General features: G+C 56.1%; 11 protein-coding genes and 1 tRNA gene. 5 read left to right on the top strand and 7 right to left on the bottom strand.

Annotated elements, in window-relative coordinates:
• Nucleotides 1-15: 15 nt before the first annotated feature.
• Both tsf and LC334_RS13730 read left to right on the top strand, forming a co-directional pair.
• The gene (gene tsf / locus LC334_RS13735) at nucleotides 16-897 is read left to right on the top strand and encodes a translation elongation factor Ts (protein ID WP_085801223.1); all 882 of its coding nucleotides are present in this window, start codon (nucleotides 16-18) and stop codon (nucleotides 895-897) included.
• A gap of 69 nt (nucleotides 898-966) precedes the next feature.
• Nucleotides 967-2,079 carry a serine/threonine protein kinase gene (locus tag LC334_RS13730; RefSeq protein ID WP_085801224.1) on the top strand — a complete coding sequence of 371 codons (1,113 nt, stop codon included), beginning with the start codon at nucleotides 967-969 and terminating at the stop codon, nucleotides 2,077-2,079.
• 451 nt (nucleotides 2,080-2,530) lie between these two features.
• Here the strand turns inward: LC334_RS13730 and LC334_RS13725 are convergent, their stop codons facing one another.
• The 4 genes from LC334_RS13725 to LC334_RS13710 form a co-directional block, all read right to left on the bottom strand.
• A complete protein-coding gene (locus tag LC334_RS13725; RefSeq protein WP_085801225.1) occupies nucleotides 2,531-3,286 on the bottom strand; it encodes a LuxR family transcriptional regulator in 756 nt (251 codons plus the stop codon).
• Entirely contained in the window at nucleotides 3,283-3,726 is a 444-nt protein-coding gene (aroQ, locus tag LC334_RS13720; RefSeq protein WP_085801226.1) for a type II 3-dehydroquinate dehydratase, read from the bottom strand. The genes LC334_RS13725 and aroQ overlap by 4 nt, the downstream gene beginning before the upstream one ends.
• 288 nt (nucleotides 3,727-4,014) lie before the next feature.
• On the bottom strand, nucleotides 4,015-5,412 hold the full coding sequence (locus tag LC334_RS13715; protein ID WP_085801227.1) for an MATE family efflux transporter: 1,398 nt from the start codon (nucleotides 5,410-5,412) through the stop codon (nucleotides 4,015-4,017).
• A gap of 179 nt (nucleotides 5,413-5,591) precedes the next feature.
• Nucleotides 5,592-6,815, bottom strand: coding sequence for an acyl-CoA dehydrogenase (locus tag LC334_RS13710; RefSeq protein WP_085801228.1), 1,224 nt, complete (start codon nucleotides 6,813-6,815; stop codon nucleotides 5,592-5,594).
• Nucleotides 6,816-6,931: 116 nt separating this feature from the next.
• Here LC334_RS13710 and LC334_RS13705 point away from each other — a divergent pair, with 116 nt between their 5' ends.
• From LC334_RS13705 to LC334_RS13695, 3 genes are all read left to right on the top strand, one after another.
• Complete coding sequence (locus LC334_RS13705; protein ID WP_085801229.1) at nucleotides 6,932-7,837, top strand: LysR family transcriptional regulator; 906 nt, start codon at nucleotides 6,932-6,934, stop codon at nucleotides 7,835-7,837.
• Between the two features lie 146 nt (nucleotides 7,838-7,983).
• Nucleotides 7,984-8,709, top strand: a complete 726-nt coding sequence (locus tag LC334_RS13700) for a substrate-binding periplasmic protein (RefSeq protein ID WP_085801230.1) — start codon at nucleotides 7,984-7,986, stop codon at nucleotides 8,707-8,709.
• Nucleotides 8,710-8,863: 154 nt separating this feature from the next.
• Nucleotides 8,864-10,882, top strand: coding sequence for a putative bifunctional diguanylate cyclase/phosphodiesterase (locus LC334_RS13695; protein ID WP_176237717.1), 2,019 nt, complete (start codon nucleotides 8,864-8,866; stop codon nucleotides 10,880-10,882).
• A gap of 139 nt (nucleotides 10,883-11,021) precedes the next feature.
• Here LC334_RS13695 and LC334_RS13690 read toward each other — a convergent pair.
• The 3 genes from LC334_RS13690 to LC334_RS13685 all read right to left on the bottom strand — a co-directional run bounded on the left by LC334_RS13690 (nucleotide 11,022) and on the right by LC334_RS13685 (nucleotide 12,830).
• Nucleotides 11,022-11,098: transfer RNA gene (locus LC334_RS13690), tRNA-Arg, on the bottom strand.
• 174 nt (nucleotides 11,099-11,272) lie between these two features.
• Nucleotides 11,273-11,404, bottom strand: coding sequence for a hypothetical protein (locus tag LC334_RS23065; protein WP_263286509.1), 132 nt, complete (start codon nucleotides 11,402-11,404; stop codon nucleotides 11,273-11,275).
• A 205-nt stretch (nucleotides 11,405-11,609) separates the two neighbouring features.
• Complete coding sequence (locus LC334_RS13685; RefSeq protein WP_085801232.1) at nucleotides 11,610-12,830, bottom strand: cysteine desulfurase; 1,221 nt, start codon at nucleotides 12,828-12,830, stop codon at nucleotides 11,610-11,612.

Here is a 12,830-nt window from a genome sequence, read left to right as displayed (position 1 = left end):
TTGAGGAGAGCCGATATGGCGATCACTGCTGCAATGGTAAAAGAACTGCGCGATTCCACGGGCGCAGGCATGATGGACGCGAAAAAAGCGCTGACCGAAAACGAAGGCGACATGGAAGCCGCGGTTGATTGGCTGCGTACCAAGGGTCTGGCGAAAGCCGCCAAGAAATCGGGCCGCACCGCTGCCGAAGGTCTGGTTGCGGTCAAGGTCGAGGGTGGTCGTGGTGTTGCGATTGAAATCAACTCTGAAACCGACTTTGTCGCCAAAAATGCCGAATTCCAAGGCATGGTTGGCGCTGTGGCCGAAGCTGCTATTGGTGCCGCCGACGTTGACGCGCTAAAAGCCACCGACATGGGCGGCAAAACCGTCGAAGAGACCATTACCGCCAAAGTTGCCACCATCGGCGAGAACATGTCGCTGCGTCGCATGGCATCAATCGAAGGTGAAAAGGTTGTTTCTTACATCCACAACGCCGCGACAAAAGGCATGGGTAAAATCGGCGTTCTGGTCGCCTATACTGGTGACGATGCCGAGTTTGCCCGCGGTGTCGGCATGCACATTGCTGCCATCAACCCGGCGTCACTGTCCGAAAATGACGTTGACCCGGCGATTGTTGAAAAGGAAAAAGCAATTCAGATGGATATCGCACGTGAGAGCGGTAAACCTGAAGAAGTCATCGAAAAGATGATTGGTGGCCGGATGAAAAAATGGTTGAGTGAAATCACTTTGCTGAACCAAGCCTATGTGAAGAGCGTTGACGGCAAAACGACTGTTGGCGATTCCGCTAAAGCAGTTGGTGTTGAAATCAAAGGTTTCGTGCGTCTGGAAGTGGGCGAAGGCATTGAAGTCGAAAAAGAAGACTTCGCCGCCGAGGTCGCCAAAGCTGTTCAGGGCTAATTGCTTAGGCGTTGAAGATATTCGGGGCATCCAATCGGGTGCCCCTTTTTATGTTGGGGGAGAGGCAAGATGAGCCAGAAAACCGTCGTCAATAGCTGGAACGAGTGGGATCCGCTTAAACATGTAATCGTTGGTCGCGCGGATGATTGTCACATCCCGCCGGAAGAACCGGCGCTGGATGCCAAGGTGCCTGAAGACAGCGACATGCGTGGCCAGTGGGGCCGCCGTCCGCAGGAAACCATTGATCGCGCCAACGAGCTTCTGGATAATTTCGCAGCGATGCTAGAAAAGCGTGGCATCCGTGTGGACCGCCCGACCTGCATCGATCACAGCTTGCCCGCGACCACGCCGGACTTTCATACCGAAAGTCAGTTTGGCTGCATGCCGCCGCGCGATGTGCTGCTGACGGTGGGCTCGGAAATGCTGGAAGCGACGATGTCCTATCGCTGCCGCTGGTTTGAATATCTGAATTACCGCCCGCTGATGCAGCAGTATTTCAACGAAGACCCGAATTTTCGCCATGAATGCGCGCCCAAGCCGCGTCTGACCGATGCCGATTACCACCCGGATTACCTGTCGGAAAAGATCGGCGTCGAAAAGCGGCTGAAATGGACTGCCGAGAAATTCTTTGTCACCACCGAGGAAGAGCCGCTGTTTGATGCCGCCGATGTGCTGCGCTTTGGTCGCGATCTGGTGGTGCAGCACGGGTTCACGACGAACCTAAAAGGCATCGAGTGGATCAGACGACATTTCCCCGATCATCGCGTGCATGCGGTAAACTTCCCCGGCGACCCGTATCCGATTCATATCGACGCGACCTTCACGCCGTTGCGTCCTGGTCTGATCCTGAACAACCCGCAGCGCCGTCTGCCTGACGATCAGCGCAAGATGTTCAATGACAATGACTGGGAAATCGTTGATGCGGCGCAACCGGCGCACAACACACCGCCACCGCTTTGCTATTCCTCGACCTGGCTTAGCATGAACGTGTTGGTGCTGGATCCGAAAACCGTCTGTGTCGAGGCTTCGGAAGTCTACCAGATGGAGCAGATGGACAAACTTGGCATGGAGGTCGTGCCGGTTGAGCTGCGTGATGCCTATGCCTTTGGCGGGGGCCTGCATTGCTGCACGGCGGATGTCTATCGCGAGGGCGTTTGCGAGGATTATTTCCCCAATATGTGAACCGGGGCAGGGCGGTGCCATCGATCACATCGGCCGGGAGTGAATTCTTCCGGCCAGTTGATCGCATCTGTCAATGCAAACGCTTTCTCGACTTTCTGTATGCATATCCGACCAGACCTAAGTACGACACATCTTAAACGGGTGCGGTGCCGCCTTGAGGAGCGACACCGCAGGTAGTAGGACTGTCCTCTATTTGGGGATGAAACGACAGTCTGGTAAGCGCCGACCACTGACCCGATCAATAAGACCAGTGGCCGACATCCGGAAGAACCGGCAGACTCGAGCGCCCTGATATCGCAGAGGTTCCAAGTCTGGTGTTCCCGGGCTCAAAGCCACCACTCACGGAACTTCACTATATTGCTACTTTACCTTGAGTAACGAAAGTCCGGATTTCCTTACCAAAGACTAAATATGGAGAATATTTGGAAACAATGTTCTCGTTTTGCGTGCATTAGGTATCAATTACGAACATTTGATTCTGAAATGCGGCCTTTAGAACCGCCTGAGCGGTGGTTTCAACACTCAGCGCCTCGCGCGCCAGCCGCAAATGTTTCTCAACCGTTGCCGGTGTCAGCTCCAGCAGCATGGCGATGTCCTGAATGGTCTTACCGTCACCGACCCATTCAAGCACCTCGCGCTGTCGCTTGGTCAGTGACCGGCCGGGCGCCGTATAGGGCAGGGACAGGATGCGCAGATGCGCCATGTTGTTCAGCGCGACGATATCCTCGCCATGCTCTTCCCATATGGCATCAACCTCCTCTTGATCCAGACCCTGGCGTGCCGTCAGGGCGATGGCGCCCTTGGTACGGGGCGAGATGGACTTGAAGCTGACGGAGTAGCCAGCGGTGACGTTCTTTGACTGGTTGAATTCCAAAACCTTGTTTTCCTGGTCGGACATGGTGCCGGAGGCGATCATCATCTTCAGCACCGACCACGAGCATGCACCGTCATGCTCCAGCGCCCAACGCACCATCGGCGCGTGAAAGAAAAGCCCTTCGCCGATGAATACGTCGGTATAGTCCGGGGCGTGGTTGGTCAGCAGCACAAAATCCTCGGGATCACCCAGTGATGTCGCTGTGCGATAGCGCGTATAACCATAGATCAGACGGTCGAACCCGTATCCGGCCATGCATCTGGTGTGCATATCCCAGAGTTCTTCGATGCTGGGCGTATTAAGCAAACGGTTAATCTGTGTTGTCGGGATCATTCGGCTTCTCCCAGATGGCGATGCATGGCTTCGACCGCCATCGGATAACCCGCCGCGCCAAAGCCACAGATCAGCCCAAGCGCGACACCGCTTATATAGGAGTGATGGCGGAATTCCTCGCGCGCATGAATGTTCGACAGATGCAGCTCGATCACCGGCAGCTCAACTGAACTGATGGCGTCGCGCAGTGCCACTGAGGTATGCGTATATGCCCCGGCGTTCAGAATGATCCCATCATGCATGCCGCGGGCTGCATGGATCATGTCCAATATCGCGCCTTCGTCATTGCTCTGATGAAACTCGATTTCAACACCAAGCGCCTGAGCCTTGTCGCGGCACATCTTCTCGATATCTGCAAGTGTCGTATGACCATAGACGTCAGGCTGCCGTTGACCCAGCAGATTAAGATTAGGCCCGTTGAGTACAAGTATTGAAGTCATGGCGATTTTCCCTCGTCGCTCTTATTAGACCGTATTGCTTGACGCTGTCGAGCATCGTGGCGTCAGGTTGTCATAATTCACCACAGTTTGGCGATTTCCGGCGTTTCGCATTTGTCTGAGCTGAGCAGGCGCGCGGTCGTGAACGCATTGACGTCGCGAGATAACTGTTTGTAAACATTACTGTTCACATCTAACGGCGTCATCTACGTTACCCGATTGCCTGTAGGTGTGATACAATAATAACATAATACTGATTATGCGCTATATAGATATAGCGGTTACCAATACTTAACGATTACAACGGTTGCACAATGTATGAATCCGATCCTCCTGATATTTTGCCCCTAATGGGATCAGGTCCTCCTCCGGGTCGGCGATCACCCGCAAGCCGAGTAGCACCGCGAGACCCGCAAAGACGGCACCGCCAGCGGCTTGCCCTACAAGAACGCCCGGCGCGCCCCAGATCGAACCGGCCCAGATCACCAACGGCCATGTGCCCAACGTGTTGCGCCCCCAGTTGATCACGGTCGAATATCCCGGATGTCCCAAATTGTTGAACGAGGCGTTGGCGACGAAGATTGCACCGTTGAAGAAGGAAGCCAGCGCCAGCGGGCCGCAGAACAAAAGGATCAGCGTCCGGGTCATCCCGGTCGCGTCGAAAAGCTCAGCGATCGATTCACGCAGGACAAAAAGCAAGGCGGCGGCCAGAAGCACATAAATACCCGTGAATGTCAGTGCGTCGACGAATGCTTCCTTGACCCTGCTCATCTGCCCTGCCCCGTAATTCTGACCGATGATCGGCCCGATTGCACCGGAAAGCGCCAATACAACGGAAAACACCACCGGTATGATCCGGCTGATCACCGCCATGCCGGCCACCGCATCGGTTCCGTATTTCGCCATTTCGCGGGTGACAATCGCACTGCCAACAGGTGTTGCCACGGTGCCCAGTACAGCGGGAACAGCGATGCGCATGGCCACTTTCGCGTCCCGCCTGACGCATTGCGGTCGGGGCTTGGAAAAGGCCTGGTAGCGCTTGATCGCCGGATAAAGTGCCATACCCAGCGTAACGATGCGCGCGACCACGGTGGCGATTGCCGCCCCGGGAAGGCCCAATCCAAGACCAAAGATCAGGATCGGATCGAGGATGCCATTCGCGGCCCCACCAGCCAGCGCCGGATACATCGCGCGCGATCCGTCGCCATAGGCACGCAATACGGCCACCGTGGTCATCGACAGGCCCGAAATCAGTGTCGTGGGCAGGATGATCCACAGATATTGTGCCGCTTTGTCCGCGACCTCGCCCGTGGCGCCCAGCAAGCCTAGAATTCCGTGGATATTGGGTAAGGCCAGCACCGGCAAAAGGATACCGACTGCGACAGACAGCAGCGCGACGCTGGTCGCGAATTCGCGAGCGTCCACCTCGTTATCGGCGCCCACAGCGCGCGACACCAGGGCGCCTGCGGCGACCGACAGGCCGATATTCACCGCGCTGGCGAAGAACATGACGGTGCTGGCATAGCCTGCTGCCGCGGCCAGCGCATCCTGCCCCAGCATCGAGATGAAGATAATATCGACCAGGTCGACGACAAACACCGCCATCAGGCCGAGGCTGGCAGTGAAGGACATGATCGACACGTGCCGCATCAGGTTGCCCTGGGTAAAGCTGGATTCGGCAAGTGCCATCAGTAACCTCTGGAAAGCCCACTGTGGGCATCATCGGTATGTAACCCTTGCGGTCGCTGTCGCAATGGCAGATTTGCCATGACCAATGTTCAAAAACGCACAAACGGGAATGTCGCTGCGCCCTGCCCTGCGGAATGAGCCGGAAGTTCCCGGCTCATCAGATCATTTGATCAGTAATATCAGAAGAACGCCTGCAACCCGGTTTGCGCGCGGCCCAGGATCAGCGCATGCACGTCATGCGTCCCCTCATAGGTGTTCACCGTTTCAAGGTTCATCATGTGCCGGATCACCTGAAATTCCTCAGAAATCCCGTTGCCGCCATGCATGTCTCGGGCGTGGCGAGCGATCTCAAGCGCCTTGCCGCAATTGTTGCGCTTGATCAGCGAGATCATCTCGGGCGCGGCATTGGCCTGATCCATGAGCCGTCCGACACGCAGCGCCGCCTGAAGCCCAAGTGCGATCTCGGTCTGCATGTTGGCCAGTTTCAACTGGAATAGCTGCGTCTGCGCCAGCGGCCGTTTGAATTGTTGCCGGTCCAGCCCGTATTGCCGCGCGCCATGCCAGCAGAATTCGGCGGCGCCCATCACACCCCAGGCGATACCGTAACGCGCCCGGTTGAGACATCCGAACGGGCCCTTCAGGCCCTGAATATTGGGTAGCAGCGCGTCTTCGCCAACGTCCACGCCGTTCAGCACAATCTCGCCGGTGATTGAGGCACGTAGCGACAGCTTGCCGCCGATCTTGGGGGCGCTCAGCCCTTTCAAGCCCTTTTCCAGTACAAATCCGCGGATCTTGCCGTCATGGGCATCCGATTTTGCCCAGATCACAAAAACATCGGCAATCGGACTGTTCGATATCCACATTTTCGAGCCTGTCAGCCGATAACCGCCCTCTGTCTTTTCGGAGCGTGTCTTCATGCCCGCAGGATCACTGCCCGCATCAGGTTCGGTCAGCCCGAAACAGCCGATCATCTCCCCGCTGGCAAGTTTGGGCAGGTATTTCTGACGCTGTTCTTCCGATCCATAGGCATAGATCGGGTACATCACGAGGCTGGATTGTACCGACATCATCGACCGATAGCCGCTGTCCACCCGCTCAACCTCGCGCGCGACAAGGCCGTAGCTGACGTAAGAACTGCCCAGCCCGCCATATTCCTCGGGGATGGTGGTGCCCAGCAGGCCCATCGAACCCATTTCACGGAAAATCTCGGGATCGGTTTCTTCGTCGCTGAACGCCTTGATTACGCGCGGCTGGAGTTTTTCCTGCGCGTAGGCACGGGCACTCACGGCGATCATACGCTCATCTTCTTCCAGTTGGTCCGTAAGGCGGAATGGATCCTCCCAGTCGAACGCCGCGAGATCAGGGGCGTCTTTGGCTTTGAGTTGGGGGGCGTCAAGTGTCATACTTCACTCCTTCGCATGAGTTTTCCGCAATTAATAATGATTTAAGTGGACAATATAGCTGTAAGAGTCGAAGTAATAGCGATTGTTTTGCATACACACATGAGTAAATTGCAATTATGAACGCACCACGTCGCCTTCTTCCATCGATCGCCTCGTTGCGGGCCATTGAAGCCCTGGACCGGTTGGGCAGCGCTACCGCAGCGGCGGATGAGCTGGCGCTGAGCCAGAGCGCGGTCAGTCGCCAGCTGCAGACACTTGAGGACCAACTGGGCGTCACACTTATTCATCGAAAGGGTCGCGGCATGGTGCTGACCCCGGAAGCGCGCGATTATGCGGTTACGATCCGACAGGCGCTGCAACAAATCACTCAGGCATCACTCAAACTTACAGTAAACCCGTCGGGTGGCAGCCTCGATCTGGCGATCCTGCCGACCTTCGGTATGCGGTGGCTGGTGCCGCGACTGGCAGATTTTACCCGACTTCACCCCGAGGTTACGATCAATCTGGCAACACGGCTGAAATCATTTAACTTTGCCTTCGAACCATTTGATGCAGCGATACATTTTGGCAATCCAGACTGGCCGAACACGAAGCACCTGAGGCTCAAGACCGAGCGTGTGATCGCTGTCTGCGCACCCGGTTTGATCAGCGCGCCGCTCAGCCGGCCCGAGGATGTGCTGCGCCTGCCGATCCTGCACATAGAAACCAGGCCGGACGCATGGCGCCATTGGTTTGAAGCGCACGGGGTCAGCGTTGACACCGTCACCGGCACCGTCCATGATCAGTTTTCTACCATCACACAAGCGGCGTTGCATGGGTTAGGCGTCGCTCTCTTGCCCGATTATCTGGTCGAGCAGGACCTTGCTACGGGCCGTCTTACAAAGGTCTGGGGAGGATCGACCGAGTCGCCAGGCGCCTATTACCTGGTATGGCCGCGGGAAAAATCCGGCGATGCCGCGCTCAGCAAATTCCGTGACTGGCTGGCTGGCCAAAGCGAGGATGAAGATCCCCTGCCCCGATGAACGACCCTTGGACGCTCACGGCTTTCACGTAAGTCATGTGTACTCGTGAGATTCTGCCGAGAATTTTAACGATCCGACAAATTCACACCAAATCTAAAACCTCTCTGCCTAAAGCTGCTCCGTAGCAATCTATTCGGAGTGGTTTCATGCGTATAATTACCGTTGCGACCTTAGCCTTTCTGGCGCTCACAGCTGGCGTCGGGGCCAAGCCAACCACGATCAGGATCGCAACAGGCGAATACAGACCCTTCACGGGCCAGGACCTTCCCGGGCACGGGTTGGTCAATACACATGTGCGCAGCGTTGCAAAGGCCGCAGGTTTTGATGTGGAATTTCACTATATGCCGTGGAAACGCGCGCTTGAGGCAACCCGTCGAGGCATTTTTGATGTATCGTCCTACTGGTATTACAGCGCGGAACGTGAGGATGATTTTATATATGTTGGTCCGATTCAGATGGATACGATCGTCTTTATGGTTCGGGATGATTTTCCGACCGAAGACTGGAACGCGCTGACAGATCTGTCCGGCTTACGCATCGGCGTCGTCCCGGGCTATACTTATACGCAAGAATTCTGGGATCTGGGTGATAGCGGTGTATTGGACCTGTTCGAAGCCCCGTCAGACGAGGCAAATCTGAAGAAGCTGCTCGCAGGTAGGATTGACGTGTTTCCAGTCAATAGCGGGGTCGGCCAGCACACGCTCGAAAATGCGTTATCGCCAGACGAACAGGCCCAGCTTAGGACACTGGAGACGCCACTTAGCACGACGCCAGGATATGTTCTTGTGTCTCGAAGCGCACCTGGCGGCGTAAGCCTTGCCGCCGCTCTGCAGCGCGTTGTCGACAGCGACGAATTCCAGCTGACAAACTGAACGGATGCGGCACCGCAACAATACCACTACCGCCAAAAGCGGGCGTGCCCTCAGCAAAGTCTTGATGAGGGTGACCCTGTTATTGGCTTTGGTATTGGGCGTGCTGGCGGCGTTTGGCCAGTTATATTTGGATTTAAGACAGCAAAAAATAGCAGTGCAGGATACGGCCGAGGCATTTCTGGAAAGCATCGTACCATCGGCAGCCTCTGCTATCTACAACTACCACCAGGAAGCTGCGGAGCAAGCAATTGAGGGCCTCTTTACCCAACAGGCGATCCGCCGCGTCAGCATCCGGAATGATACCGAGGAGGTAGCGAGCAGCGAACGCGACTTAGAACCCACCCTGCCCGCCTTTGGCCCCCTCTCCGGCAGTGATGAGGTGCTTCTGGCGCGTGATCTGATCAATCCCGAAGCTACCGACGGGGAAAAAATCGGTGAAATATTGGTGATCGTTGACCGCTCGATCGTCCCACCTGCGATTGTCCGGCGGATGGTGTCTTATTTCCTGTTCGCAACCGTAAAAAATCTGATTTTCGGCCTTGCGCTTGTGGCGCTGGTTTATGCCGCGCTTGCACGTTACATCGTGCAGATCGCTGAAGCTGCCGGGCGTTGGCGGCCCGGTTCTGGCGCAATCGATGTGCCTGAGCCGCCGAATTTCCTTAAGGATACTGAGATCGAAGTACTGGGAAAGCGGATTGAAGAAATGTCTGGAAGCGCGGCCTTTGCCATCCAGACACTTGAGCATTCAAGCCTTGAGGTTCGCAAAAGCAACACCGAGCTGAACGAGAAGTCCACCCAGCTGTCCGAGGCCGTCAAGGCACGCACCAGCGAGTTGAACGCGGCCAACAGGGCGCTCAAGCGACAGGCGGACCGCGATGCGTTGACCGGGCTTCTGAATCGTCGCGCCTTTGATCGCCAGGCCACGCGGTTCATGGAAAACGCCTGCAAAAAGAGCTTACCGGTGGCGCTGATCATGATCGATATCGATTGTTTCAAAGCCTACAATGATCACTACGGCCATCAGGCAGGTGACGATTGCCTGAAACGCATCGCTACATCGCTAAACACTTTGGCAGGCGATGATGCCGCGATCGTCGCGCGCTATGGCGGCGAGGAGTTCATCTGCCTGATCCCCGGTGGCGGGCGCAACGATGGCAACGAGCTTGCGACACGAATACATGAAGCGATCCGCGAGCTGGCGATTTCCCATGATCGTTCTGGCGTGAGCGATATGGTTACCGCCAGCATTGGATTGTCCTGGGAAACCTGCAAGCCGACTATCGACCTAGAAGCGTTGGTCAGTGCTGCGGATGAGGCGCTCTATGAAGCAAAACACAACGGCAGAAATCGCACAGTCACGTCCAGCAAGAATATCCGCGAACGGGTTCGCAAGCGCCGTGAAATCGTGGGCGACCTTCTGGCTGCGGTCGAACGGCGCGAGTTTGAGCCCTATTTTCAGTCGCAGGTCGACGCCCGGTCCGGTCGGATCGTGGGCATGGAGACGCTGGCCCGTTGGCGGCGGCCCGATGGCACGGTCGTTGGCCCCCCGGATTTCATGCCAACAGCTGAAGAAAATGACCTCGTACGGTTGATCGATGGGATCATGTTCGAAAAATGCGCTATGTTCCTGCGGAACGCGGCCGATCGCGGCATTCATCTCCCCGGCCTGTCGCTCAATCTATCGGAAGATCACCTGAAGGACGATGCGCTGATTGAGCGGTTGAAAGAGCTGCGCAGTTGCGGCAAGACGCCCATTTCGGTCGAACTGCTTGAAACCACAACGCTCGACGATCCATCGGCCGAATTGAATTGGACATTGGACAAGATACGCGATCTCGGTATTGGCATCGAGATCGACGATTTTGGCACCGGCAGAACATCGATCTTCAGCCTCATGACGTTAAGACCTGATCGGCTTAAAATCGCACGCGAGCTGGTGTTGCCCGCTCATGAAGGCGATCTGAACCGGCAACTACTGTCCTGTGTCCTTGAGATCGCCAAATCGCTGGAGATCGATGTCATCGCGGAGGGCGTTGAAACGCCAGAACAGCGTGACATCCTTTTGGGTCTCGGGTGCGACATTCATCAGGGGTTTCTCTATTCCCGCCCGATCAGCGCCAATAATCAGATGGCGCTGCTTAAGCAAGAGCAGGAGCGCAAACGTGCTTCGTGATGCACACACTGCTCAGCGGTGATATCCAGTGGCTATGAGTTTGTGCTTGTCATTTACGGTTACACTTAAAAATACTGTGAGGCTAAAGCCGCGCTTGGCACGATCAAAACACGCTAAGCCTTTGTAATCGAGTATCTAATGGCGCACCTGAGAGGATTCGAACCTCTGGCCTCTGCCTTCGGAGGGCAGCGCTCTATCCAGCTGAGCTACAGGTGCATTGCGCAGCGGTATAGGGGAAAGCCCGGACTGTCTCAATTGCAAAATGCATGTCAATGTCCGGTTTTGGGAGTGTGCCGTCAATTGCCGGATTCGAACGCGTCACGCAATAAAGCCTGGGCCAGCTAGAAGCTCGCCCAGGCTTAAGTGATTCTTTAGGAACTAGGTCGTCAGTTAGACCGGGTTGCCGTATTTGTCATAAACCGGCTCTGGTTCGACCATTACGGGCTCGGGTTCGTCTTGCTGCGCGCAGGCAGTCAGGAATGCGCCGAGCATAATCACTGTCAGGATGTTGAAGAGTTTCATATTGTTCTCCGTTGTTGGCAACATGTGCACTCTAACAACACCTTTGACCTCTTGTCGAATCCTTGTTTCAGATAACGGCGAAGCTGTGCCGGGATTGCAACTTTGCAACAAATACGCGCGTAAAACCGCCGCCCGAAACACCGTAACTATCTGATTTTTCAGACTACAGCGCATATCGGCGAAACACGCCACGCCATATGGCGAATCATGCAAAAAGCTCGTGCGCCAGCTCTAATGCGTCGATCAGTGCATCGACCTCAGATTCGGTATTGTACATCCCGAAAGAGGCTCTGCAGGTCGCAGTTACACCCAGGTGATCCATCAACGGTCCGGCGCAGTGGTGGCCCGCACGCACGGCGACACCCTTCTTGTCGAGAATTGTGCTGATGTCATGCGCGTGCGCCGCACCGTCGAGCGTGAACGAGAAAATGGCCGCTTTACCGGGTGTTGTGCCCTGCAGATTCAACCAGTTAAGGCCGGTCAGCCGATTGACGGCATAAGCGCTCAGCGCGTCTTCATGGGCAGCGATCGCCGCCATGCCGATGCCCATCATATAGTTCAGCGCGGCCCCCAAACCTATGGTCTGCACGATGCCTGGCGTGCCAGCTTCGAACTTCATCGGCGCGCTGTTATAGGTAACGACGTCTTTGTGCACCTCACGGATCATGTCGCCGCCGCCCATGAAGGGGCGCATCTCGGCTAGCCTGTCGCGGTGGACAAAGATCGCGCCCGATCCGGAGGGTCCATAAAGCTTGTGTCCGGTGATAGCGTAGAAATCGCAGCCGATATCCTCGATATTCACCGGCATATGCACTGCGCCCTGGCTGCCATCTACCAGTACCGGCACGCCCGCCGCGCGGGCGCCATCACAGATGGCTTTCACATCCACTTTTGTGCCCAGAACGTTGGAAAGCTGTGTGACCGCAATCAGCTTGGTCCGGGGCGTGATCGCATCAAGTATTTTTTGCGGATCCAGCGCGCCGGTTGCATCGACATCGACCCATTTCAGCACCACGCCTTGCCGCTCGCGCAGAAAGTGCCAGGGCACGATATTGGCGTGATGCTCCATCACGCTCAGGATGATCTCATCGCCTGCTTCCAACCGGGGCATCGCCCAGCCATAAGCGACCATATTGATCCCCTCGGTGGTCCCCGAATTCAACACGATCTGATCCTCGTCCGACACGCCCAAAAAGCGCGCCACGATACCGCGCACCGCCTCGTATTTCTCGGTGGCAATATTGCTGAGCGTGTGCAGACCGCGATGCACATTCGCGTATTCGTGGCTATAGGCAGTCGTCACCGCATCGATCACCGCCTGCGGTTTTTGAGCCGAGGCGCCGTTATCCAGATAGACCAGCGGTTTGCCGTTCACCTCCCGGCTGAGGATTGGGAAATCGGCGCGGATTTTTTCAACGTCCAGCAT

The sequence above is a fragment of the Roseovarius aestuarii genome (assembly GCF_019966515.1).
GTDB classification, from domain to species: domain Bacteria; phylum Pseudomonadota; class Alphaproteobacteria; order Rhodobacterales; family Rhodobacteraceae; genus Roseovarius; species Roseovarius aestuarii.
Note: the sequence above shows the minus strand (reverse complement) of the source record. Positions and strands in the feature narration are given on the sequence as shown.

Coding starts and splice junctions, on each gene's coding strand:
- tsf (WP_085801223.1), top strand. CDS start 16: ATGGCGATCACTGCTGCAATGGTAAAAGAACTGCGCGATTCCACGGGC.
- LC334_RS13730 (WP_085801224.1), top strand. CDS start 967: ATGAGCCAGAAAACCGTCGTCAATAGCTGGAACGAGTGGGATCCGCTT.
- LC334_RS13725 (WP_085801225.1), bottom strand. CDS start 3,286: ATGATCCCGACAACACAGATTAACCGTTTGCTTAATACGCCCAGCATC.
- aroQ (WP_085801226.1), bottom strand. CDS start 3,726: ATGACTTCAATACTTGTACTCAACGGGCCTAATCTTAATCTGCTGGGT.
- LC334_RS13715 (WP_085801227.1), bottom strand. CDS start 5,412: ATGGCACTTGCCGAATCCAGCTTTACCCAGGGCAACCTGATGCGGCAC.
- LC334_RS13710 (WP_085801228.1), bottom strand. CDS start 6,815: ATGACACTTGACGCCCCCCAACTCAAAGCCAAAGACGCCCCTGATCTC.
- LC334_RS13705 (WP_085801229.1), top strand. CDS start 6,932: ATGAACGCACCACGTCGCCTTCTTCCATCGATCGCCTCGTTGCGGGCC.
- LC334_RS13700 (WP_085801230.1), top strand. CDS start 7,984: ATGCGTATAATTACCGTTGCGACCTTAGCCTTTCTGGCGCTCACAGCT.
- LC334_RS23065 (WP_263286509.1), bottom strand. CDS start 11,404: ATGAAACTCTTCAACATCCTGACAGTGATTATGCTCGGCGCATTCCTG.
- LC334_RS13685 (WP_085801232.1), bottom strand. CDS start 12,830: ATGCTGGACGTTGAAAAAATCCGCGCCGATTTCCCAATCCTCAGCCGG.